Here is a 23,332-nt window from a genome sequence, read left to right as displayed (position 1 = left end):
AATGTCACGGTTCAGGCTTCAGCTAATTACCCGTGCAACTAGCGTGCAGTAGAAGTGCACTAAGACCATATATTATATATAAATATCAATCTACGAAGGTTTTATGAAACTAAAAAAGCAACTGAAAAATATAGAAAAACATGCACCAGAGTTTCTGGAAGCAGTGGAGATGCTTTCCACTGCTTTACAGGATGCAGAACTTCAAGAACGCAGTGTGTGGGATGTCAACTCCTCACATTTGGTCTACACCGTTTTACAAGCTGGTAAAGCGTTAAACAAAGTTCAATCAAAGGCTATCAAGAGTGTCATTAAAATGACCAATCATCAGATAGCTAAGAAAGTACAAGCAGAAGATGTGGTAAATCTATTTGGTAGCGCACTTAACATCCCTCACGAAGCATTACCCAAGTTCACAGCCGAAATACTTATCGTCTTGTACGCTCAAGAGAAAGGCATAAGTGGTCATGAACTAGAGGATTATGTTTCTCGCTCACTCCAAGCCAAATCAAAGAAAGGTATAAAGCTTGCCTTTAAGAAATACAAAAATCACCCTGAGATGAAACGTATCAAAAAGTACAGCAAGTCCTCCGATGAAGCTGGATATCGAGACCGGACAAACAGCTTTGCAATCAATACGCTGATAAAAGACAGGAGAATCGCTTTAGGCCTTGATGAAGAGTTTGAAAACCTACGCCAAGAAATCGCTTTACTTAAATCTCGTCAAAACAGCGCAGAACACCGTGTCGGAGAACTTGAGCAAAATACATCTACCAAGCCAAGTCGTCGAAAGAAGGTGCAGGAGGAGGATAAAATACGATTTAAAGACCTTCGAGCAAAAGGGAGAACCGCAAAGCAAGTAGCCGTTGCAACTGGATTCTCCGAGCGAACAGTTAAATCATACTGGTAACTAAAATCAAAAGCAGATACCCGTCAACAGGTATCTGTTTTCTTCAGTCGAACAACGCCACTGCTAACTGAGATACGTCAACTTTCACATAGCGATTCAGCACTCGAATATCCTTGTGGCCTGATAGCTTCGCTACGAGCATATGGTCATGCCCTGCCTGTATGAGCTTAGATAAGCGGTAGTGTCGCAGTGAGTGAAGCACAAAATCATTCAGCCCCTCCCTATCAGCAGCAACTCTAAAGGCTTTACTCAAGTACATCGGTTGAGTACTAAATAAAAGTTTTGATTCTGAGTATCCGTCTAACTCATGCAATCTGCGCTCAAGAATTGCCATTGCAGGTCGTGATAATGGAACTCGCCTATCCTCACCGTTTTTCGTATCTCTAAGCTGAAGAAAACGCCCTGAAAGGCACACATCACCAAGCTTTAATCCTAGTATTTCGCTACGCCGACAAGCTGTTTCAGATAGCAGCAAGCAAATGTCTTTGAGTTCCTGAGTTTTGAGATTCCCTATCACTTTATGTAGTTGTTCATCTGTAGGTGTGAACTGTCGCACTGTGTAGTCTTTTGGGATTCGAACGTGCTTAAACACATCAGGTATCTGCAAACCTATGTCCTTTCTCAGCCAATTAAGCATCGCTCGTAACACTGAGGCATCTTTTCTAACTGAACCAGATTTAACCTGTGTCTGTCGCTCTCGTAGAAACTTAGACACAAGCTCTGGAGAAATGTCTTTTACACAGCTATCAGAGAACCATTCAGCTAAACGCTTTAGGCGATACTGGATAGTACAGAGGTAGCTTTTGAAGTATTGAGCTTTCTGAATTGAGTACTGTTCTATCAGTACAGGGATAGGTGTGTGCAGAGAAAGCGTGACGTGGGTATCAAAATTCAAGTATCTGTCCTCTCAAGGGTATGAAAAGGGACAGTGACGCTAAAAAGCAAAAATCCCGACAACTCATTGAATTATCGGGACTTTCTAAATAATGGCACGCCCTGAAGGATTCGAACCTTCGACCACCTCCTTAGAAGGGAGGTGCTCTATCCAGCTGAGCTAAGGGCGCGCTACAGGAACGAATTATACGAATTCGAATCAGTAAAGCAACGGCTTTATGTAACATTCTGATCTAAGTGGGTAAAAAAAGGCCAACAAACATATAAGTGTTGGAAAATAGACCAAAGCAAACGTTTGCTTGATGGTAATCAAAAAGATTTTCTGGAATAATGCGCCAAAAACATCAGCCACTAACTTGAATATCAATACTAAGGAAATTCATGACTGCTCAAAATATTGATGGAAAGCTAATTTCTCAAACGGTTCGCTCCGAAGTTGCTGCACGTGTAAAAGCTCGTACTGAAGCTGGATTACGCGCTCCGGGCCTAGCGGTTGTTTTAGTGGGTGAAGACCCTGCTTCTCAGGTTTACGTTGGAAGTAAGCGTAAAGCGTGTGAAGAAGTTGGCTTCGTATCTAAATCTTACGACTTGCCAGCCACTGCGACAGAAGACGAATTGTTAACATTGGTAGACCAACTGAACGACGATCCAGAGATCGACGGTATTCTTGTTCAACTGCCTCTACCAGCTGGCATTGATAGCACTCACGTTCTTGAGCGTATCACGCCAGAGAAAGACGTTGACGGCTTCCACCCATACAATGTCGGCCGTTTGGCTCAGCGCATGCCTAAGCTTCGCTCTTGTACGCCAAAAGGCATCATCACGCTGCTTGACCGTTACAACATCGACTTACGTGGTAAACACGCGGTTGTGGTTGGCGCATCAAACATTGTAGGTCGCCCAATGACGCTAGAACTTCTTCTAGCAGGTTGTACAACGACAACATGTCACCGCTTCACCAAAGACCTTGAAGGTCACGTGCGTCAAGCAGACGTTGTTGTAGTTGCCGTTGGTAAGCCTAACTTCATTCCTGGCGCTTGGATTAAGAAAGGCGCTGTTGTGGTCGATGTTGGTATCAACCGTTTAGAATCTGGCAAACTAGTGGGCGACGTTGAATACGACGTAGCGAAAGAAAGCGCAAGCTTCATCACACCTGTGCCGGGTGGTGTTGGCCCAATGACGGTTGCGAGCCTAATCGAGAACACCATGATCGCTTGCGAGCAATTTCACTCGAAGTAGTCCGCAGCGCATATAAATAAAATTAGAAAGCCGCAACGTGATGAACGTTGCGGCTTTTTTGATGCTTTGGTACTTAGCTATTCGTTTTTACAACGGGGTGACTCGCTTTTGATGAAGTGCTCGTTGCTACTTATCTGGAGTCTCGACTTTTTCCGTCTGTTCAGAAGGCGGTAATAAACTAATAAGCTCACACTCCGTTGATATGAGTTTTTCCAACTCAGATCCTTGTGTAATTAAACGGAAATCACCGCCATTAATCACCCCAAGAGGAATGGCTTTAGGATACAAAGCGTTAAACTCTTTTAAATCAAATGCCTCGGTCAAACCTGTACTTTTAATTTGGCTACCCTGAGCCATCAACGAGTTAAGCTTAGAATAGGTGATCCCTTCCGAAAACAGACTTCTATTGCCATCGCGGCTCACTTGGTGCCTTTCATGTTTATTCTCTGAGGATTCAAGCTCAAACACCTTATTCTCACCAAACTCGTCTTGATAGTGCATGCTAACTAACGGGTTGGTTTGACGATAAGGCGACACGATCATCGCACGCCCTATTCCATCCAATTCCAGATTATTTTCAGCGTGGCTCGAAGCTGGGTTACCAAAATAAACATTCAAGTTTTCCATGCGCGCTAAGCGAATGCTTTCCCAGTTGGTATCGGCAAGCACACTGTTGATGTTGTGTGTCGCCAACACTTTGGCAAACTGGCGTGAAAACTGAGTCGCACCAAAGAAGATAACGCCTTGTGCCTTCTCTTGAGTCACACCTAGCCTTCTCGCCCACCAACTCGCGGTAAGGCTCTGAATCACAACCGTACCGATGATGACCAAGAACACCATTGGCACCAGTAAATCTGCGCCTTCAATTAATTGCTTCTCTTGAAGTTTGATTGCAAACAGAGAAGAAACCGCGGCTGCAACGATCCCGCGCGGTGCCATCCAGCTCAAAAACCATTTATCCGCAGAGGTAAGATCCGTGCCGATCCCGCTGATCCACACACTCAAAGGACGCGCCACCAGCATCACTACCGCTAACAAGCCAACCCCACCCCAACCTATCGAGAGGAAGGTTCCGGAGTCGAGCCTGCTCGCTAACAGAATAAACAACGCAGAAATAAGTAACACGGTCAGGGTTTCTTTGAATTCGATGATGTCTTCGATATCCAAGCCCTTCACGTTGGCAAGCCAGATCCCCATGATGGTCACGGTTAATAAACCCGATTCTTCACTCAGATCATTAGAAAACGAGAACGCCGCCAACATTAGCGTCAGCACAGCCACATTACGTAAATAGTGCGGTACCCAATGCCCTTGCAGCATCTTGGCAATCAAATGGCCACCGATGATCCCTAAGCCTAAACCTATGACTAACGTCAGGCCCAGAGCTGACAGAACGTGTCCGGTAGGGTCGGCAGAAGAAACAATGTACTCGTAGACGAGAACCGCAAACAGAGCGCCAATCGGATCAATTACTATCCCTTCCCATCGCAAGATACTGCCTAACGAAGATTTAGGCTGAATACTGCGAAGCATGGGCACGATTACCGTAGGGCCAGTTACCACAACTAATGCACCAAACAGTGCGGCTAACGGCCAACTGAAGTCCACAAAGTAGTATGCCCCCACCACGATACACGCCCATGTAATCAACATGCCGAAACTCACGAGGTGAGTCACCATCCGGCCATGGCCTCTGATTTCTTTGAAATTTAGGGTCAATGCTCCTTCAAACAAGATGATGGCAACCCCTAAGGAGATCATAGGAAACAGCACATCACCGAAAATGGCATCGGGATTTAGAATATTCAGGCCGGGACCTAACAATAGGCCAACGATAAGGAGAGGGAGAATGGCGGGAAGACGTAAACGCCAGCCGAGCTGCTGACAAGCTAAAGACAAGAGTCCAATTAACGCCAAAGAAGAAGTAATCGACAAATCCATTTGTGCCCCTAAAAGGTTTGCACCACACCCTGTGGTACAAACTATTCAATGAAATAAGAAAGCCTACGTTCTTACACTATAGGCTCTCTTTTTCACGCTAACCGAATATTATTGTGATTAATCAGTCACTTTACTATAGGGGGAGTAAAGTCATGATCAGTTAACTATAGAGAAAGTACAACACCAGCAATAGCAGCACTCATTAGGTTAGCAAACACACCTGCACAAATTGCTTTGAAGCCATATTGTGAGATGAAAGAACGACGCTCTGGAACTAAGCTGCCCAAACCACCGATAAGAATCGCCATGGTAGAGATGTTAGCAAAGCCACATAGAGCGAAAGTTACGATCGCTTGCGAGTGCTCACTTAGTGCCTCTTTAGCATCCATTAGTTGGATGAAAGCCACGAACTCGTTCACGACAATCTTGTTACCGATCAATGAGCCCGCAACCACAGCCTCAGACCACGGTACACCGATCAGCCATGCAACGGGTGCAAACACATAACCTAGGATAAGTTCGAAGCTTAGGTTTACGCCAAACCAGCCGCCAACGATACCTAGCAAGCCATTCAGCATTGCAATCACACTGATAAAGGCAAGAAGTGTTGCACCCACCGCAACGGCAATACGAAGTCCAGACATAGCCCCATCTGCCATCGCCTCAACTACGTTTGTTGCTCGTGGAATTTCAACGTCAGACTCAATATTTTCTTGAGCGTCATCTGGGCTGCCAGGTACTAAGATTTTAGCCATCAATAGGCCGGCTGGTGCAGACATGAATGCCGCAGCGATCAGGAAGTTTAGGTCAACGCCAAGCGATGCATAACCCACTAGCGTACCACCAGCTACAGACGCCAAACCACACACCATCACAGCAAACAGTTGTGAATCTGTCATGTGTTTTAAGTAAGGCTTAACCACCAATGGCGCTTCAATCATGCCGACAAAGATATTGGCAGTCGCAGACAATGATTCCGCACGACCTGTGCCCAAGAACTTCTGTAGCGCACCACCAATAAGGTTGATCACCTTTGGCATAAAGCCGATGTGGTACAAGCCTGAAATCAGTGCAGAGAAAAAGATAATGATGCCAAGAACATTAATCGCGAAAACAAATCCGTTATTAGTTAGGCCACCAAATAGGAAGTTAATCCCCTCTTGACCGTAGTTGATCAAGCTAGATACCGCACCTGTGGCTGCATTCAACGCTTCTTTACCCATTGGTACATACAGAACCAACAGCGCGAATGAGATTTGTAATAAGAAAGCCAAAGAGACTGTTCTTAGTGGAATATTTTTTCTGTCCGTAGATAGTAACCAAGCGGCAACTAAAATAGTGATAATTCCAAGTAGCGAAGCCATGTGCGTCAACCTAAAAGTTGTAGATAGGAAAGGCGACGCATTCTATAGAGGAAATCGTTTGCGGCAAGCTGAGGTTGTTAATGTGATGTTGGGGTAATCACGATTTAACTATGAGTATAATTAAGTTATTGAATTTTAATAATTAACTTTGATTAAAAAGCGTACTTTTTCCATATGGAAATTATATTTATAGATTAGGAAACAGTTAGCGATGCAGTTCAACGCAAGTTTTGAGGTTTTTGTCCCAATACGTCGGCGACCCGATATGATCTTTAATGAACTCAATCACTGCCGAAAGCTTCTTCGGCATATTCTTTCGGCTCGGGTAAACGGCATAGAATGGCATCAGCTGACTGGCTCTCCATTCCGGCAAAACTTGGATTAATTTGCCCGTTCTAAACTCTTCTTTTACTAAGTAAGTTGCTAAGTAAGCCACACCCCACCCTGATACGGCTGCGTCTCGCACGGCCTCAGCTAGATCCACCGAGTAATCACCCGCTACTTTAACGCTAAGGTTCTCTTGGCCATTATCAAATGCCCACGAGGTGTAATCTCGTTCACGGCTGCGATAGATAAGACAGTTATGGTCAATCAGATCAGAAGGCACATGTGGCGTCCCGGCCTTAATCAAATAGTCCGGTGATGCAGCCACCACAAACTGGCTGTCAGCCAATCGCTGAGCAATATAACCTTCTGGCAGATCTTCGTTGTTGGTGATCCATAGGTCCAAGCGCTCTTCAATCATGTCCACCTTATAGTCGAACAAGTGGACCTCGATTCTCAACTGAGGATAAAGCTGTCTGAGTTGATCAATCGCCGGAATGATATGGAGTGTGCCAAATGACTGCGACAAACCGACGCGTAGTATTCCAGAGATATCATCGCGCTGGCTATCCATATCCATCTGAGCTGCTTTCACCGTGTTAAACAGCTGCTCACAATGTTGATAGAACACGTCTCCCGCTTCAGTGAGCGTGAGGCTTCGTGTGGTTCGTTGTACCAACTTGATGCCGATTGAGTCTTCAAGCAAAGCGACTTGCTTACTGATATGAGACACCGAAACGTTCAAGCTTTTTGCAGCACTGGTAAAGCCTTCGTGCTTGATCAGCGCATGGAATATCACCATCTGTGCAGCTCTATCTGTTAGCACAAGATCACCTTATTAAATCTCTGAAATATAAAATCAAAAAGGACTCCGAAGAGTCCTTTAGTTCGTTCTGCCTATGGTAGGCCAAATGCTATTCAAAGCGACTTAGGTCTGTTAATCAAACTAAGTCTACAAATCAAATTAGGTCGATTAATCAAACTTAATTCTGTCGGCTAGATGGCTTACAGCCAAAGCAAAGTAGTAAGAACGGTTCCACTTCATTAACACATTGTAGTTGTTGTAAATGAGGTACGAACGACCGGCTTCGTCATCTGGCATTATCAACCAAGCTTTAATGTCTTCATCAAGCGTTGGCAGTGGGCGATCGTCATAGCGTTTAATACCGAGTTCAGACCACTCTTTTAAGTATTTCGCTTTGTCTGCGTCTCGACCTTGTAAATCGATCGACACGGTTGACGGAACATGAACCTGACGACCCCAAGTATATTTGTCATCCCATCCTGATTGGCTGAGATAATTGGCCGCTGAAGCAAATACGTCTTCTTCAGTGCCCCAAATATCTTTCTTGCCATCACCACTGCCATCAGCGGCATACGCTAAGAATGAGCTTGGCATAAACTGCGGTTGACCCATCGCACCAGCCCAAGAGCCTTTCATCTCTTTTGGTGCAATATGGCCTTGATCAAGAATCTTCAATGCCGCCATCGCTTCGCTACGGAAGAAAGCTTCTCGGCGTCCTTCATAAGCCATGGTCGTTAGGGCGTCGATAACGCTGTAATTACCGGTGAACTTACCAAAATTACTCTCAACGCCCCATAGCGCGACAATGAACCTTGGTTGAACACCATATTCATCACCAATACGCTTTAACGCGGTGTAGTGTTCCTTATAGAGTGACCTTGCTTGCTTCACTTTCCAATCTGGAACCGCTCGTGGAATGTATTCATCCAGAGTCAGTTTTTTCTCAGGTTGGTTTTTGTCGGCTTTTACCGCTCTTGGCTTAAACGTTACACCATCAAAGGCTTCATCAATGATCGCTTCAGAGATGCCTTCTTCACGGCCTTGTTGTTTTAGTTTTTCTACATATTGCTCGAAGCTCAGTTCTTCAGCTTGTACTGAACTTATGGTCAGGCTATTACCCAATAGTAATGCCGACACAGCCAATATGGTTTTCGAAAATTTACTCAACGATCACTCCTCCTTGAATTGAGGTGGCTATCACTCTTCGTCTTGAGATTTCTGTTGAGCTTTACGCTCTTTATGAAGCTCAAGTTCGTTAACTGGTGGTGGCGGAACCTGTAAAAAGAAACCATCGGTATTCAGTGATTCTTTCACTTTTTCGATGTTTACTTGAGCCAGTTTACGGCCATCCATTTTAATTACCATTACAAAACTAGGTTTACCAAACATTTGCATCAATGCGTCAGGAACTTGTGAAAAATCATCCTTCTTAGGGATATAAAGGTATGTTCCTTCTTTCTTTGAGCTTTTATATATAGAACACAGCATGACAAACCTTTTAATTGATTATGACTACAAAACTCTCACTTGCGAGATCAATAGTTTATGTTAGGGAAATATTGGGAACAAAACGTCCATTTGACAACAAGATTACTTGCTGTGCTTGGTTTGGGAATATAACATGATAAACCTAGTTTCAGGCAATGCCCTTTATTTTATTGATAAAGAAATTGTACTAATCCGCTATTGAGGTCCTGTAGTTTTTCGATGTCTAGTAACCCAGATCTAAAAGGTAGCAGCTTTACGCTATCTGTTTTGCACTTATCCGATGATCAAGTCGAAAATGCAGTCTCTTTTCTTCAAGAGAAAGTAGACCAAGCACCTACGTTTTTCGCTGCCGCACCTGTTGTTATCAACATCAGTAAAGTCGCGGGCGATATCGATTTTGTGCAACTTAAAAATGGTATATCTCAAGCGGGCATGATCCCGGTTGGTGTGGCAGGCTGTTCTGATAAGCGAATGCAAAACCTCGCTAAAGAAGCCGGTTTTGCAGTGATGACGGCAAGCAAGTCGCCATCTCAAGCTCCAGCGAAAATGGCACCAATCAAAGTGATTAGAACCCCTATTCGTTCTGGTCAGCAGGTTTATGCGAAAGATGGCGATCTATTGATACTCAGCCATGTGAGTGCAGGCGCGGAAGTGATTGCCGATGGCAGCATCCATATTCATGGCACTTTACGCGGCCGTGCGATTGCAGGTGCAAGTGGTCAAACTGAAGCAAAAATAATTTGTAATGACTTACAAGCCGAGCTGGTTTCCATTGCTGGAAATTACTGGCTCAGCGATCAAATTGAAAGCGAGTACTGGCAGAAGAAAACCATGTTCAGTATGGCAAACGATGTATTACACGTTGATGTCCTCGCAATATAAGAGAAATAAAAGGAAAACAGAATGGCACGCATTATCGTTGTAACGTCAGGTAAAGGCGGGGTAGGCAAAACGACCTCCAGTGCAGCTATTGCCTCGGGTCTGGCTTTAAAAGGAAAGAAAACCGCAGTTATCGACTTTGATATCGGTCTGCGTAACCTAGATTTAATCATGGGTTGTGAGCGTCGTGTTGTGTACGACTTCGTTAATGTTATCAATGGTGAAGCGACGCTGAACCAAGCGATGATCAAAGACAAGCGCACAGAGAACCTGTTCATTCTTCCTGCTTCTCAAACTCGTGATAAAGACGCACTAACAAAAGATGGTGTTCGTCGTGTATTTGATGAACTGGATGAAATGGGCTTTGATTTCATCATCTGTGATTCTCCTGCGGGTATCGAACAAGGCGCTCTTATGGCGTTGTACTTCGCTGATGAAGCGATTGTAACCACCAACCCAGAAGTCTCTTCAGTACGCGATTCAGACCGTATTCTAGGTATTCTTGACTCTAAATCTCGTCGTTCTGAAGACGGCTTAGAGCCAGTGAAAACACACCTTCTATTGACTCGCTACAACCCAGCACGTGTAACTCAAGGTGAGATGCTCAGTGTTGAAGACGTTGAAGAAATCCTGCACATCTCTCTACTGGGTGTAATTCCAGAGAGCCAAGCGGTACTGAACGCATCGAACAAGGGTGTTCCAGTTATCTTTGACGAAGCAACCGACGCAGGTATGGCTTACAATGATACTGTAGAGCGACTACTGGGTAGCCAAGTTGACTTCCGCTTCTTAACGGAACAGAAGAAAGGCATCTTCAAACGACTGTTCGGGGGCTAATGCACAATGTCATTATTAGAGTTTTTTAGACCACAGAAAAAGACAACCGCAAACCTAGCCAAAGAACGTTTGCAGATCATTGTTGCCGAACGACGCAGCCATGACGACCCAGCGCCGTCTTACCTGCCGCAACTAAAAGAAGACATCTTGAAGTGTATTGCCAAGTACGTTGAGGTCGATCCATCAATGGTTGATCTGACTTTTGAACACAAAGATGACGACATCTCAGTGTTAGAGTTGAATGTTAAGCTTCCAGAAGAAGATCGATAATCTTTCTGAACAAGATTGGCAGGTAATACACTTGCTTGTATTGATTGAATAAAAAAGAGAGCCTAGGCTCTCTTTTTTGTATGTGCAGTTTATAACTGTAACTAAGTTAGGCTTTAAAGCAGCAAGCGGTTATTTGATCGCTTTACTCAGCTTTTCGCCAACCACATCTAAACGCCAGCCTTGCATAACATCAGGCAGCTTTTCTGGGTTACGATCGTGCTTCCACACCCAGCTTAACATTTGGTTAAGTTGCTTCTTCGATGCCAAGAATTCCGTCGCCAAACCACTGTGTTGTGATGCTGTTTTCACTTCATCTTTCAGCACTTTGAACAGTTGCTTGTAGCCAGGGAAGTCCATTAGACGTTCTACTGGTGCTGGGTACTCTTCTTCTGGTGTATGTTCCGCTAACTTTACGATTGAGCTGATCTTCGCACCATGGCGACGCACAGAGCGGTAATCAAAACCCTCTTGCTCCATGTGCTTGGGATCTTTCATCGCAAAACGCGCCACAGCCCATAGGTCTTGTTCTTTGAAGACAAAGTTCAGCGCTAAATCGCGCTTGATTGCTTCTTTTAGACGCCAAGTTGCTAGAGGTCGTAAGATCGCTAATTGCTTAGGTTTAAGCTGCCACGCCCCTTTAATATCAAGGTAGGCTGTATCTGGGTTTACTTTACGAATGCGCTTGGCAACTTGTAAATCAGACTCTTGCTGAGCCGCTTCCCACCAGCCAGCTTCCATCACTTTTTCTAGAAGCTTGTTGTACATTGGCATTAGGTAATGCACGTCTGCTGCTGCGTAGTCCAATTGTTTTTGAGAAAGCGGACGCGCTAGCCAGTCTGTGCGAGATTCACTCTTATCGAGATCGACACCGACAAACTCTGAAACCAGAGCAGCAAAGCCCGTTGATAAACCATGACCTAAGAAAGCCGCCATGATCTGTGTATCAACCATTGGTGTTGGTGTACAGCCAAATGCGTTCTGGAACACTTCCAAATCTTCACCGCACGCGTGCAGCACTTTCAATACTGATGCGTCTTTCAACAAGGTAACGAACGGTGTCATGTCATCAAGAGCAATAGGGTCAATCAGTGACAGCATTTCACCATCAAATAACTGAATCAAGCCTAATTGAGGGTAATAGGTTCTAGTACGAACGAACTCCGTATCAAGCATAACGACATCGGCTTCACGTGCTTGTTGGCAAACTCGCTCAAGGTCTTTCAATTGGGTAATGATTTGATAATCCACAAAAACTCTCACTGATTTTACTTTGATCGCCGGATACAAAAATGCCGACATTAACTGTCGGCATTCTAACACCATTTTTCAGCGCTCGCTTAGATTAAGCGCCTGAATGGTTTCGGGGGCTAATTTCTCGCAAACCCGTGCATTACTCGCTTGCGCGTTTGGCAAGCTCTGCGTCGTTTTCTTCACGAAGCACTCGGCGCAAGATCTTACCTACATTGGTTTTTGGTAGTTCTTCACGGAACTCAATCAATTTAGGGATCTTGTAGCCAGTTAGGTGTTCACGGCAGTGCGCGATAATGTCTTCTTTGGTTAGGCTAGGGTCACGTTTCACAACGTAAATCTTAACCAGCTCACCAGACACCTCATGAGGTTGGCCGATAGCCGCAACTTCTAACACTTTGCCATGCAGAGCCACTACGTCTTCGATCTCGTTCGGGTAAACGTTGAAGCCCGACACTAGAATCATGTCTTTCTTACGGTCTACGATGTACAACAAGCCTTCGTCATCAAATTTAACGATATCACCCGTCGATAACCAACCATCTTGGTCGATCACTTCTTTGGTCGCTTCTGGACGTTGCCAGTAGCCTTGCATCACTTGAGGACCACGAACCTGCAATTCACCCACTTGGTCATTGCCAACCACTTTACCTTCATCATCAACAATACGAACTTCTGTTGAAGGTACTGGTAGGCCGATTGCACCTGTGTAGTCTTTCAGATCATATGGGTTACCCGTGACCAAAGGAGCACACTCGGTTAAACCATAGCCTTCAAGTAGGTGGACACCTGTCACTTTCTTCCATTGCTCAGCAACAGCGCGTTGAACCGCCATACCACCGCCAACAGATAAACGCATATTACTGAAATCCAACTCGTGGAAATCTTCGTTATTCACGAGCGCATTGAACAAGGTGTTTACGCCAGTAATCGCGGTAAACGGAACCTTTTGCAGCTCTTTAATAAAGCCAGGAATGTCACGAGGGTTAGTAATCAGAAGGTTACGGCCACCCATCTCAACAAACAATAAGCAGTTCACGGTAAGAGCAAATACATGGTAAAGCGGCAATGCCGTTACCACCAATTCACGGCCTTCTTGCAGAACAGGGCTATATGCCCCTTTCGCTTGCAGTACGTTCGCAATCATATTGCGGTGCGTTAGGATTGCGCCCTTCGCTACGCCCGTTGTACCACCGGTGTACTGTAGGAATGCGATGTCATCGCCCGCCATAAATGGCTTCACGTACTGTAGGCGACGGCCTTTGTGCAGTGCTTTTCGAAATGAGATAGCACCCGGCAGATCGTACTTAGGCACCATGCCTTTTACGTATTTCACTACGAAGTCGACAATCGTACCTTTCGCTCGTGGCAGCATTTGCCCCAAGCTGGTTAGCACAACGTGTTTAACCGGAGTTTTATCAACGACTTTCTCTAGCGTGCTCGCAAAGTTAGAAACGATAACAATCGCCTTTGCGCCAGAGTCATTCAATTGATGTTCAAGTTCACGAGGCGTGTACAGTGGGTTGACGTTCACTGCAATCATACCTGCACGCAGTACACCAAAGAGTGCAATTGGGTATTGCAGCAGGTTTGGCATCATCAGCGCGACACGATCGCCTTTCTTCAGTTTTAGATCATTCTGCAGGTAAGCAGCAAAAGCACGACTGCGCTCTTCAAGCTTACGGAATGTCATGATAGACCCCATGTTCTCGAATGCTGGTTGGTCTGCGTACTTCTGTACCGACTGTTCGAACATTTCAATAAGAGATGGGTACTGATCTGGGTTGATCGTCTCTGGTACGTCACTTGGATAACGTGAAAGCCAAGGTTTGTCCACTATGTTACTCCTCGTTTATCAGCTGACGACTGCTTCGCCGCTTTTTATCATTGCGGTATTACAGCACAGCTTTAGTGCATGAGCACTAAAAGGCTCAAACACTTGTTTAAATTTTGTTAACTACACCAAGAATTAGCTCTGAAACTAGCTCTGGGCTCTCTAAATGGCAATGATGTCCGCCAGGAACAGTCTCTATATTCAGAGAACTATGGGCTGATTTGTAGCGATTATGCTGCAAATGTCGGAATCCATCATTTCCTAAAACTATTAATTGAGGGCATTCAATAGCCGCCATGATCGCTTCAGCATGCGCTTGTGACATTCGATATAACGAGTCACATTTTAGGTTAGGGTCGCATCTCCATTGCCAAGAGTTATCGAACTCGGCAATACCTTGATCTACAGTCGCTTGACTAAGAGCAACTTGATCTACAGTCGCTTGATCAAAAGCAGCTTTAGCAACAACAGTCCGATCAACATTACTTAGCTCAACGATTCCTCGTTCAACAATAGGAGCAATGAGTTCTGCTTTGATTTGATTGGCGTGAGCTCTCAGCTTAATAGCATCCTCAAGACTTGCCAGAGGACGTGAAGGCTTTCTTCGCTGTCGAAGACGACTGAGTACCCCATCTCTCAAACGAGAGACTGTTTCGTAGGGAGCTTCTGAAAGAGGTCCATGACCTTCAATTTGAATTAATCCTGACACCTTTTCAGGAAAGGCGGCACTATAGCAACTTGCGATCAATGCACCAAGTGAATGTCCTACCAGTACCAGTCTGTTTGGCGATAATTTGGTCACCAACTGATGCAAATCATCAATATAGTCGTGAAATGGGTAATAACTCCCCGGTTTATGCGACGAGAAACCGTGTCCGAAGAGATCGATAGCAACGAGGTGAGTATCTGGAGAAAGCTTGGCTATTTGCGGCATAACCTGAGTGAAACTTGCAGAATTATCTAGCCAACCATGAATAAAAACGACCGTCGTTGCGGTCGTTTTTGAGTTGCCAATCTGTTGTGTTGCAAGCGTCCCGCTCGCAAGGGAATATGACTTTTCAATCATTGATTGTATGGTGTCCCTATCGTTTAGTGTGTCGATTTCAGGTTCGACTATTCCACATCTTGAATCACACGGCCTGACTTAGGCATGGTTTGAAAGCTGCGACAATGCAAACTGCGGCAAGAGTAATAGGTTGGCGCAAAGTCGTTGATGACCACTCGCTCGGTGATCTGCCATAAACGTTGGTTGTAGACATTCATTACTGGGAAGGTATAAGGGTAATCACCAACGGTGCCATCTTCAGTACCACTTGATGTTCCAACCAAGGTGACTAAACGGCCTTCAGCAAAGCTCAAAGGTTCTACGTAACCATCAATGTAACCAACAAAACGCCCTTTTGGCTCGGCATCAATATCTGGCTTACCGTTGCTTGAGATAGGCAAGTTAACCACTTCAACACGAGTCTTATCTTGTAAGTTAGTGACTTTAGCAATCACACCACCTAAACGAACATCACCAGCGTCTGGCACTGTGTTTACCCACTCTTGGTAGTCAGTTACCACCTGTTCAGAGTTTGCATTAAGTTCTTCTGGTAGAGATGAGCAACCCATCACCATCGAAGAGAAGGCGACAAGGAAAAATAAGCGAGATTTAGAAATGAGAGAAAACATAATGCTGGTCCTTAGAAAAGGATAAATGAAAGCACAAAGCTAGATATAAATATCGACCCCAATAAGCTTCGCAAGTTCCTCTTTTTTAGCTTGATTCATCACGTCCATATATTCCTCCATCGCACGTCGTCCGCGCCCTTCTGGAAGATCATATTGAACCTGAGCTTTGTGGATCTCAGATTCTTTGACTTGGCGAATCGAATGCGAGACAGCATTCGCGACCTTAGTTGGCTGACCAACTGAGGTTTTTGCATCGCCTTTTTTTACCTCGTTCTTTTTGTTGGTTCGATTGGTTTTGGATGTATTGCCTATCGAAGAAGGAGGTAAGCCGTTAAGTGAAACCATGCTTAAAGAGTTTATTACCTGATGTTAATGATTGTGTATCTGTTTTTATTTTGGCTCTGCAAAGTGAATGCAAAGCCAAAATAATACGTATTTACTCGCGACCTGGCAGTTTTTTCCACGTCACTTTATCGCGAAGATAAACAGGCTCAGACTCTTCTGCTGCAACCGCTTTACCTTCTGCATAAGCAAATTGAGCAAGGAGCGCCATGTCTTGAGCTTCTGGAAACAGGACTTCACACGCTTTGGTGTTAATCGCTAGTGTGTCCATGTGCTCTGCATACGCTTCCCAACCGGTGCCGACTTTTGCCCATGTCTCAGAATCCACTTCAAGCTGCGCAGCTAATTCGCTTGGAGGCGTGACACATTCCGCATCAACCGCAGTCCAACGACCATCGTCTTCACGGCTGTAACGAGCCCAATATACTTCACTCATGCGAGCATCAATCGCTGTAGCTACGTGAGTTTCACCAAATTTACGGTAGCTGCCTTGCGCCATCGCTGCCAGTGTAGACACACCGATCATCGGTAAATCCGCACCAAAAGCCAAGCCTTGAGCAATACCGATACCAATACGCACACCCGTGAAACTGCCTGGACCTTGGCCAAACGCGATTGCGTCGATATCGGTTAAAGCGACATTCGCTTCTTTCAGTACTTCATCAACCATAGGTAGAATTTTTTTCGTATGGTCTCGAGGAGCCTCTTCGCTACGTGCGAACACCTGGTCACCCATTACTAGTGCAACTGAACAGTTTTCAGTTGCGGTATCTACTGCAAGAATTTTCGCGCTCATTCGTGTCTCAAATATTCGTTATCTAATCTAAAAATAATGGCTAAGCTCAACAATGCCAATTACTCAGCAGCGGTTGAATGGTCTTTAGCTAAGAATTCTTTAATGATCCCTAAGTCACGGGTACGTGGGATAGGCGGTAAACTCGCCAAAAACACACCACCGTAATCGCGGGTCACCAAGCGGTTATCGCAAATAATTAAAGCGCCATTATCACGTTTATCACGTATTAATCGGCCAACACCTTGTTTCAAGGTAATCACTGCGTCTGGTAACTGTACTTGTGCAAAAGGATCACCCCCTTTTAGCTTACAGTCCTCGATTCGAGCCTTAAGTAACGGGTCGTCTGGGGCGGTAAAGGGCAATTTATCGATGATAACACAGCTTAATGCGTCGCCCCTAACATCTATACCTTCCCAGAAGGCGCCAGTGGCCACCAGCAATGCGTTACCTAATTCCATGAATTCGGCTAAGGTTTTTTGCTTACTTGTCTCACCTTGTAGCAGAACTGGAACCGAGAGCGTTTCACGGAATCGCTCCCCCAACTCTTTCATCATGCTGTGTGAGGTGCACAAAAAGAAACAGCGACCTTGGTTTTGCTCAATCACAGGAGCCAACATTCTTACTAGCTTATCCGCTAAGCCTGGGCTATTTGGTTCGGGAAGATAGCGAGGCACACACAAACGCGCCTGATTTGGATAGTCAAACGGGCTTGGCAGTGAAAACTGTGCTGACGGTTTTAACCCGAGTCGAGAGGTGAAATGGTCGAAATCATCCGACACCGCTAGCGTTGCTGAAGTAAACACCCAAGCACCCGGTTTAAGCTCGATTTGTTCGTGGAATTTATCGGCAACCGAAAGAGGCGTGATGTGCAGAGCAAAGTGGCGCGGTGTAGTGTCATACCAATACGAATAGCCAGTGATCGACACATCGCACACACGTTCGATACGCGACTTAATCATATTTGCGCGTTCGAAAGCGGTATCTAACAGCTGGCTTCGCCCAAGTGCTAACTTCAATACATCAACAGCAAGTTGCAGAGCATCTTGCAAACGAACTAACTCGCGTGCAATCGACTCGGATTTCAAAGCTTCGCGCCAGTTACCACGAAAGCCGGTATCACCAAGCACAATACGCAGATCGGCTGACGATTGAACGAGCCTATCCCCTACTTTCTGTAGCTGACGCATGTCTTTGGCTTCAGTTCGGTAAGCAATTTCAATGTCTTTGGCTAACTCTTGGATCTGTCGACTGGAAACCGATTGTCCGAAGTACTGGCTGGCGATGTCAGGAAGTTGATGTGCTTCATCGAAAATAAACACGTCAGCTTCAGGTATCAATTCGCCAAATCCGGTTTCTTTGATCGCCAAATCAGCTAGGAAAAGGTGGTGATTTACGACCACCACATCGGAATCCATCGCTTTTTTACGCGCTTTAAGCACAAAGCAATCGGTATAGCTTGGGCACTCTTTACCCAAGCAATTATCATTGGTCGAGGTAATGGTTGGAATAACCGGGCTGTCTTCAGCGATATCATCACAATCGCCTAAATCACCCGTTTGAGTGGATGACGACCAACTACGAACTTTGACTAACTGAGCCAGCAGCGTTGGATCGGTATGAGCACCATGACTCTCGATCATTTGGCGGCTGAGTCTGTCCAAACACAAATAGTTTGAACGTCCTTTGAGCAACGCAACTTGACCATAAAAGCCAAGCGCATCGACCATCAAGGGTAAATCTCGGTGAAACAGCTGCTCTTGAAGGTTTTTAGACCCCGTACTAATGATGGTTTTCTTGCCACTAAGCAGCGCAGGCACTAGGTAAGCAAACGTCTTACCAGTACCTGTTCCAGCCTCAACAACCAACTGGCTTTGATTTTCAATAGCTTGTGAAACCGCTTCAGCCATGTCTAACTGAGCTTGTCTTGGTTGAAACCCAGGGATAGCTTTGCCCAGAGCGCCATCAGCAGAAAACGTTTTAGATATCATAGAGTACGAAGTTTAGAAAAAGAGAAGGAGAATTATGGCAGGTTTAGTGAGCCGGCGCGAATCAAGAATGACTTCGCACCGGAGGTGTTTGGCTTGGCTTGACGTGGCTTAAGTTACCTTGAAGGTAAGAATTGAAGAAGTAGGAATTAGAGAATCGTTTTTATTTTCGACTGAGATAACGTGATAGCCAAGGAGCACCTTCAAAATGGTTATCACCAGGCTGTATGGCTTTCGCTGCATCGGTTGGTGAGGTCTTACTTTCCCACATTTCATCTAGAACATGACCATCTAATTCGGCACCTCTCGCCAATGAATTCACTCGCTTGCAGTACAGTTTTTTGGCTAGTAACTCTTTATCCATAAGTATCACCTCTATTTTTGGCCAAGGCGTAAATGCCTCGGTTGAAGTTCAAATGCGTACTACGGTCAAAACTTTTAAAAATGAAGCTTCTGCCTGTTTTTCTATCTAAAAACTGATATTTCTATATCAAACAATTTATCAAAGCGATAAATCAGCAGCAGAATTTGTTGAAACCAACTTGATAATAGATTAATTATAACGGTGATATTGCGGCTCAGTTCACCGTTCGACGGCCTGCATTAAATTTGAAGAATCCCTATTTCATATAATAAGTGCAACATTTCATGGAAGTAAGATGCAAATGGAAAGAAAAACTTTACTAACACATTGTACTGATGCCCCGGGCCTCATCTCTAAGATCACCAATATTTGTTATAAGCACCAACTCAATATTATTCACAACAATGAGTTCGTAGATAACACAAGTGGCCACTTCTTTATGCGCACCGAGCTGGAAGGCTATTTCAATGATGAAACCTTGCTTGCCGATTTAGACCAAGCCCTGCCACCAAATACGAAACGTAAGCTTGTTGATTCGTCTCGCAAGCGTGTTGTGATACTCGTGACCAAGGAAGCACACTGCCTTGGCGACATTCTAATGAAGAACTTCGATGGCAGCTTAGACGTTGAAATTGCGGCCGTTGTCGGTAACTACGACATTCTACAAAGCCTAACCGAGCGTTTTGACATCCCTTACCACCATGTTTCTCACGAAGGGCTAAACCGTGAAGAACATGAGAAGAAGATGCTAGAAGTGATTGACCAGTACGAGGCGGATTACCTTGTTTTGGCTAAGTACATGCGAGTGCTGACACCAGGTTTTGTTGAAAAATACCACCACAAGATCATCAATATACACCACAGCTTCTTGCCAGCATTTATTGGCGCGAAGCCATACCAACAAGCGTATGAGCGCGGCGTGAAGATCATTGGCGCAACTGCACACTTTGTGACGAATGATTTGGATGAAGGTCCAATCATCAAGCAAGATGTTATCCCTGTGGATCACAACTTCAGCGCGAAAGACATGGCGCAAGCCGGTCGTGACGTAGAGAAGAATGTATTAAGTAAGGCGTTAAACAAGGTGATCAATGATCACGTGTTTGTTTACGGCAATAAGACTGTGATTCTGTAAGTCGGATAACGATTTCCGGTAAGACTTCCAGTTAAAACCCAATAAAAAAACGCGCAATAGGGACAGCCAATCGCGCGTTTTTAGTATCTGATGATCAGACTCGCTTTACGAGATTCCCAATTACGCTCCTTCGTCGCTATCGGGAGTGACGAAGTCGATGATGAATCTTCAAGCTATAGGCTCTAACATACGCCCTCGAACGCTCAGTCTGTCAGTATCCAAATATAGACTCTAGCAAACACCATCGAGCACCCCCCGTCATTCCGATGAGCCTAGGCGAGATCAGGAATCTATTGTCAGCAACTCTTAAACCTGTTCTGATTCCACAATCTTCTTCAAAGAGTGTGGATGCAGCTTGATGCAAATTCCTTGATGCTTGAATGCAACCGTTGGGTTATTCAGACGTTCACCCTCGCCTTTCGGGCTAGAGAGTTTGATCTTAACGCCTTGCTCAGCCAGCGTTTCAAAGTTAGCAGCGAACTGCGGGTAAGTTTCTTTAAGATCCGCTAGATACTCATCAGCTGTTTGGGCATGAGAAGGAATCACAAACTCTACATGTTCCCAATCTTGGCTTGGGTAAATCTTACCTTCTGCTGGATATGGCAGCTCCAAACATTCAATTTTCCAGCCAAGGCTTTGCAAGGGTTCATCGAAAGCCAACACCACAATTGGACGACCATTAATCATCGCCTCAGAAATCATAGAGCCGTACTCAGACCACGCTTGATGGGCAGATTTCGCTAGCTCAGTGTCATTGATTCGCAGCGCAATATGATCCGCTTGAGCAAAGCTTAAATCCAAACCTAATGTATTTCCTAGGCTCTCGATTTTTGCCATAAAAGTATCAAGGCGGGCGATCATTTGTTGTGGTTCTAGTTCAGCTTGCTTCAGGCTCATCATCATTGTCTGTGTTCTCCAAATAATGGCTGCATGTTATCAGTTTTGCCTTTTGCAACAAGCGTTGCTTTTACAAAAAACACTCAATAACTATGTTCTTTTCGCTCCTTAAACATGCAAACGCGTCTTGCTAAAAGTCGATTGTCAAAAACCACTCAGGAAATGTTAATTTTCTATCAATTCGACCTATAAGAAACCCCACAAAATTGGTATGATTAACGCCATTTTTGTGAACTTAAACAGTGTCTGTTGTTCATTTCGGCATTAAATCGTTAACTAGATGCATAATTAACCAATTTAATGACCTCGAAATAACGGCCACTCTTATCATCCTTGAATTGAAGGAAACGCGTGTGAATATCCAAGCACTTATTAATGACAAAGTATCTCAGGCTCTAGAAGCCGCAGGCGCACCTGCAGGCTCTCCTGCGGCTGTTCGCCAATCTGCAAAACCACAATTTGGTGACTACCAAGCAAACGGCGTTATGGGCGTTGCTAAGCGACTAGGCACTAATCCTCGAGAGTTTGCTCAAAAAGTATTGGACGTTCTAAACCTAGACGGTATCGCTTCTAAAGTAGAAATCGCAGGCCCAGGTTTCCTTAACATCTTCCTAGATGAAGCTTTCCTAGCACAACAAGCAGACGCAGCATTGGCTGATTCTCGCCTTGGTGTTGCAGTAGCAGAAACACAAACAATTGTTGCGGATTACTCTGCACCAAACGTTGCGAAAGAGATGCACGTTGGTCACCTACGTTCAACCATCATCGGTGATGCGGTCGTTCGTACTCTTGAGTTCCTAGGCCACAACGTTATCCGTGCTAACCACATCGGTGACTGGGGTACTCAATTTGGTATGCTTATCGCAAACCTTGAGCGCGTTCAGGCTGAGTCTGGCGAAGTTTCAATGGAACTTGCTGACCTTGAAGGCTTCTACCGTGAATCTAAAAAGCTTTACGATGAAGACGAAGAGTTCGCAGTTAAAGCACGTGGCTACGTTGTTAAACTACAAAGCGGCGACGAGTTCTGCGCAGAGATGTGGAAGAAGCTTGTTGACGTAACAATGATTCAAAACCAACGCAACTACGATCGCCTAAACGTGTCTCTAACGCGTGATGACGTAATGGGCGAAAGCATGTACAACCACATGCTTCCAACTATCGTTGCTGACCTAAAAGAGCAAGGTCTTGCAAAAGAAGATGACGGCGCACAGGTTGTATTCCTAGACGAATACAAAAACAAAGATGGCGACCCAATGGGCGTTATCATCCAGAAACGTGACGGCGGCTTCCTTTACACAACCACTGATATCGCTTGTGCAAAATACCGTTTTGAAGAACTAGGCGCAGACCGCGTACTTTACTTCATCGACTCACGTCAGCACCAACACCTAATGCAAGCTTGGACTATCGTTCGTAAAGCAGGTTACATCCCAGAATCTGTTTCTCTTGAGCACCACGCATTCGGCATGATGCTAGGTAAAGACGGTAAACCATTCAAGACTCGTGCAGGCGGTACTGTTCGTCTTGCTGATCTTCTTGATGAAGCCGAAGTTCGTGCAGCGCAGCTAATCGAATCTAAGAACCCAGAACTAGCAGAAGACGAGAAGAAAGCGATCGCGAACACTGTTGCTATGGCAGCGGTTAAGTACGCAGACCTTTCTAAGCACCGCACTACTGACTACGTGTTCGATTGGGACAACATGCTTGCATTCGAAGGCAACACAGCACCATACATGCAGTACGCATACACTCGTGTTGCTTCTGTATTTGCTAAAGCTGGCATTTCTATGGACTCGCTTGAAGGTGAAATCAAAATCACTGAAGAGAAAGAGAAAGCGCTTATCGCGAAACTTCTACAGTTTGAAGAAGCAGTACAGTCTGTTGCTCGTGAAGGTCAACCACACATCATGTGTAGCTACCTGTTCGAACTAGCTGGTCAATTCTCTAGCTTCTACGAAGCGTGCCCTATCCTAGTTGCTGAAGACGAAGCTGTTAAGCAGAGCCGTCTGAAGCTTGCTGCACTAACAGCGAAGACGATCAAGCAAGGTCTATCGCTTCTAGGTATCGACACTCTAGAGCGCATGTAAGCGATTCGAGATTCGAGATTCG

At 45.1% G+C, this 23,332-nt stretch carries 22 protein-coding genes and 1 tRNA gene; 7 read left to right on the top strand and 16 right to left on the bottom strand.

Annotated features, from left to right (window positions below):
• Positions 1–103: 103 nt before the first annotated feature.
• On the top strand, positions 104–907 hold the full coding sequence (locus AB4384_RS15325) for a hypothetical protein (protein WP_136982991.1): 804 nt from the start codon (positions 104–106) through the stop codon (positions 905–907).
• Between the two features lie 43 nt (positions 908–950).
• Here AB4384_RS15325 and AB4384_RS15320 read toward each other — a convergent pair whose 3' ends face one another.
• Positions 951–1,802: a site-specific integrase gene (locus tag AB4384_RS15320; protein WP_136982992.1), complete on the bottom strand. Its 852-nt coding sequence runs from the start codon at positions 1,800–1,802 to the stop codon at positions 951–953.
• A gap of 92 nt (positions 1,803–1,894) precedes the next feature.
• Positions 1,895–1,971: transfer RNA gene (locus tag AB4384_RS15315), tRNA-Arg, on the bottom strand.
• A gap of 211 nt (positions 1,972–2,182) precedes the next feature.
• On the opposite strand from AB4384_RS15315, the gene folD reads away from it, so the two are divergent.
• Entirely contained in the window at positions 2,183–3,040 is an 858-nt protein-coding gene (folD, locus tag AB4384_RS15310) for a bifunctional methylenetetrahydrofolate dehydrogenase/methenyltetrahydrofolate cyclohydrolase FolD (RefSeq protein ID WP_017062367.1), read from the top strand.
• Positions 3,041–3,166: 126 nt separating this feature from the next.
• Here folD and AB4384_RS15305 read toward each other — a convergent pair whose 3' ends face one another.
• From AB4384_RS15305 to AB4384_RS15285, 5 genes are all read right to left on the bottom strand, one after another.
• The gene (locus AB4384_RS15305) at positions 3,167–4,981 is read right to left on the bottom strand and encodes a sodium:proton antiporter (RefSeq protein ID WP_102320173.1); all 1,815 of its coding nucleotides are present in this window, start codon (positions 4,979–4,981) and stop codon (positions 3,167–3,169) included.
• Between the two features lie 164 nt (positions 4,982–5,145).
• On the bottom strand, positions 5,146–6,345 hold the full coding sequence (locus AB4384_RS15300) for a NupC/NupG family nucleoside CNT transporter (protein ID WP_019826134.1): 1,200 nt from the start codon (positions 6,343–6,345) through the stop codon (positions 5,146–5,148).
• 205 nt (positions 6,346–6,550) lie between these two features.
• On the bottom strand, positions 6,551–7,471 hold the full coding sequence (locus tag AB4384_RS15295) for a LysR family transcriptional regulator (RefSeq protein ID WP_017063421.1): 921 nt from the start codon (positions 7,469–7,471) through the stop codon (positions 6,551–6,553).
• A 171-nt stretch (positions 7,472–7,642) separates the two neighbouring features.
• Positions 7,643–8,641 (bottom strand): lytic transglycosylase domain-containing protein, encoded by a 999-nt coding sequence (locus tag AB4384_RS15290; protein WP_102320172.1) that lies wholly within the window; start codon positions 8,639–8,641, stop codon positions 7,643–7,645.
• A 30-nt stretch (positions 8,642–8,671) separates the two neighbouring features.
• Positions 8,672–8,962, bottom strand: a complete 291-nt coding sequence (locus tag AB4384_RS15285; RefSeq protein WP_017062372.1) for a YcgL domain-containing protein — start codon at positions 8,960–8,962, stop codon at positions 8,672–8,674.
• 219 nt (positions 8,963–9,181) lie between these two features.
• Between AB4384_RS15285 and minC the strand changes: the two genes are divergently transcribed.
• From minC to minE, 3 genes are read left to right on the top strand one after another with little or no spacing between them, the layout of a single operon-like run.
• Complete coding sequence (gene minC, locus AB4384_RS15280; RefSeq protein WP_017063419.1) at positions 9,182–9,844, top strand: septum site-determining protein MinC; 663 nt, start codon at positions 9,182–9,184, stop codon at positions 9,842–9,844.
• A gap of 21 nt (positions 9,845–9,865) precedes the next feature.
• Entirely contained in the window at positions 9,866–10,678 is an 813-nt protein-coding gene (gene minD / locus AB4384_RS15275; RefSeq protein WP_009848498.1) for a septum site-determining protein MinD, read from the top strand.
• 6 nt (positions 10,679–10,684) lie between these two features.
• Positions 10,685–10,948, top strand: a complete 264-nt coding sequence (gene minE, locus AB4384_RS15270; RefSeq protein ID WP_010436847.1) for a cell division topological specificity factor MinE — start codon at positions 10,685–10,687, stop codon at positions 10,946–10,948.
• Positions 10,949–11,077: 129 nt separating this feature from the next.
• On the opposite strand, the gene rnd is transcribed toward minE, so the two are convergent.
• The 8 genes from rnd to AB4384_RS15230 form a co-directional block, all read right to left on the bottom strand.
• Positions 11,078–12,196, bottom strand: coding sequence for a ribonuclease D (rnd, locus tag AB4384_RS15265; RefSeq protein WP_017067370.1), 1,119 nt, complete (start codon positions 12,194–12,196; stop codon positions 11,078–11,080).
• 142 nt (positions 12,197–12,338) lie between these two features.
• Positions 12,339–14,033, bottom strand: a complete 1,695-nt coding sequence (gene fadD / locus AB4384_RS15260) for a long-chain-fatty-acid--CoA ligase FadD (RefSeq protein WP_372129765.1) — start codon at positions 14,031–14,033, stop codon at positions 12,339–12,341.
• A gap of 106 nt (positions 14,034–14,139) precedes the next feature.
• Positions 14,140–15,096, bottom strand: a complete 957-nt coding sequence (locus AB4384_RS15255) for an alpha/beta fold hydrolase (RefSeq protein ID WP_102320170.1) — start codon at positions 15,094–15,096, stop codon at positions 14,140–14,142.
• 47 nt (positions 15,097–15,143) lie between these two features.
• Positions 15,144–15,704 (bottom strand): Slp family lipoprotein, encoded by a 561-nt coding sequence (locus AB4384_RS15250; protein WP_017079484.1) that lies wholly within the window; start codon positions 15,702–15,704, stop codon positions 15,144–15,146.
• Positions 15,705–15,743: 39 nt separating this feature from the next.
• A complete protein-coding gene (locus AB4384_RS15245) occupies positions 15,744–16,049 on the bottom strand; it encodes a hypothetical protein (RefSeq protein WP_004734193.1) in 306 nt (101 codons plus the stop codon).
• Positions 16,050–16,140: 91 nt separating this feature from the next.
• Positions 16,141–16,842 carry a tRNA (adenosine(37)-N6)-threonylcarbamoyltransferase complex dimerization subunit type 1 TsaB gene (tsaB, locus tag AB4384_RS15240; RefSeq protein ID WP_102320169.1) on the bottom strand — a complete coding sequence of 234 codons (702 nt, stop codon included), beginning with the start codon at positions 16,840–16,842 and terminating at the stop codon, positions 16,141–16,143.
• A gap of 59 nt (positions 16,843–16,901) precedes the next feature.
• Positions 16,902–18,830, bottom strand: coding sequence for an ATP-dependent DNA helicase (locus tag AB4384_RS15235; RefSeq protein WP_102320168.1), 1,929 nt, complete (start codon positions 18,828–18,830; stop codon positions 16,902–16,904).
• 160 nt (positions 18,831–18,990) lie between these two features.
• Positions 18,991–19,191, bottom strand: a complete 201-nt coding sequence (locus AB4384_RS15230) for a hypothetical protein (protein WP_102320167.1) — start codon at positions 19,189–19,191, stop codon at positions 18,991–18,993.
• Positions 19,192–19,492: 301 nt separating this feature from the next.
• On the opposite strand from AB4384_RS15230, the gene purU reads away from it, so the two are divergent.
• Positions 19,493–20,326, top strand: coding sequence for a formyltetrahydrofolate deformylase (purU, locus tag AB4384_RS15225; protein WP_029235131.1), 834 nt, complete (start codon positions 19,493–19,495; stop codon positions 20,324–20,326).
• A 306-nt stretch (positions 20,327–20,632) separates the two neighbouring features.
• Here purU and AB4384_RS15220 read toward each other — a convergent pair whose 3' ends face one another.
• A complete protein-coding gene (locus AB4384_RS15220; RefSeq protein ID WP_372129764.1) occupies positions 20,633–21,229 on the bottom strand; it encodes a VOC family protein in 597 nt (198 codons plus the stop codon).
• A 347-nt stretch (positions 21,230–21,576) separates the two neighbouring features.
• Here AB4384_RS15220 and argS point away from each other — a divergent pair, with 347 nt between their 5' ends.
• Positions 21,577–23,310, top strand: coding sequence for an arginine--tRNA ligase (argS, locus tag AB4384_RS15215; RefSeq protein WP_017063415.1), 1,734 nt, complete (start codon positions 21,577–21,579; stop codon positions 23,308–23,310).
• The last annotated feature ends 22 nt before the right edge of the window (positions 23,311–23,332 follow it).

Source organism: Vibrio sp. 10N.261.51.A4 (assembly GCF_041471945.1).
In the GTDB taxonomy this organism is placed as follows: Bacteria; Pseudomonadota; Gammaproteobacteria; order Enterobacterales; family Vibrionaceae; genus Vibrio; species Vibrio crassostreae_C.
This window is presented reverse-complemented; position numbering and strand designations above follow the sequence as displayed.

Bases quoted from the DNA above. Each gene is read 5' to 3' on its own strand.
- minE (WP_010436847.1), top strand. From the start codon at position 10,685: ATGTCATTATTAGAGTTTTTTAGACCACAGAAAAAGACAACCGCAAAC.
- AB4384_RS15295 (WP_017063421.1), bottom strand. From the start codon at position 7,471: ATGGTGATATTCCATGCGCTGATCAAGCACGAAGGCTTTACCAGTGCT.
- AB4384_RS15305 (WP_102320173.1), bottom strand. From the start codon at position 4,981: ATGGATTTGTCGATTACTTCTTCTTTGGCGTTAATTGGACTCTTGTCT.
- AB4384_RS15245 (WP_004734193.1), bottom strand. From the start codon at position 16,049: ATGGTTTCACTTAACGGCTTACCTCCTTCTTCGATAGGCAATACATCC.
- AB4384_RS15250 (WP_017079484.1), bottom strand. From the start codon at position 15,704: ATGTTTTCTCTCATTTCTAAATCTCGCTTATTTTTCCTTGTCGCCTTC.
- AB4384_RS15235 (WP_102320168.1), bottom strand. From the start codon at position 18,830: ATGATATCTAAAACGTTTTCTGCTGATGGCGCTCTGGGCAAAGCTATC.
- minC (WP_017063419.1), top strand. From the start codon at position 9,182: ATGTCTAGTAACCCAGATCTAAAAGGTAGCAGCTTTACGCTATCTGTT.
- AB4384_RS15285 (WP_017062372.1), bottom strand. From the start codon at position 8,962: ATGCTGTGTTCTATATATAAAAGCTCAAAGAAAGAAGGAACATACCTT.
- AB4384_RS15300 (WP_019826134.1), bottom strand. From the start codon at position 6,345: ATGGCTTCGCTACTTGGAATTATCACTATTTTAGTTGCCGCTTGGTTA.
- AB4384_RS15255 (WP_102320170.1), bottom strand. From the start codon at position 15,096: ATGATTGAAAAGTCATATTCCCTTGCGAGCGGGACGCTTGCAACACAA.
- AB4384_RS15325 (WP_136982991.1), top strand. From the start codon at position 104: ATGAAACTAAAAAAGCAACTGAAAAATATAGAAAAACATGCACCAGAG.
- AB4384_RS15230 (WP_102320167.1), bottom strand. From the start codon at position 19,191: ATGGATAAAGAGTTACTAGCCAAAAAACTGTACTGCAAGCGAGTGAAT.
- minD (WP_009848498.1), top strand. From the start codon at position 9,866: ATGGCACGCATTATCGTTGTAACGTCAGGTAAAGGCGGGGTAGGCAAA.
- folD (WP_017062367.1), top strand. From the start codon at position 2,183: ATGACTGCTCAAAATATTGATGGAAAGCTAATTTCTCAAACGGTTCGC.
- purU (WP_029235131.1), top strand. From the start codon at position 19,493: ATGGAAAGAAAAACTTTACTAACACATTGTACTGATGCCCCGGGCCTC.
- tsaB (WP_102320169.1), bottom strand. From the start codon at position 16,842: ATGAGCGCGAAAATTCTTGCAGTAGATACCGCAACTGAAAACTGTTCA.
- AB4384_RS15220 (WP_372129764.1), bottom strand. From the start codon at position 21,229: ATGATGATGAGCCTGAAGCAAGCTGAACTAGAACCACAACAAATGATC.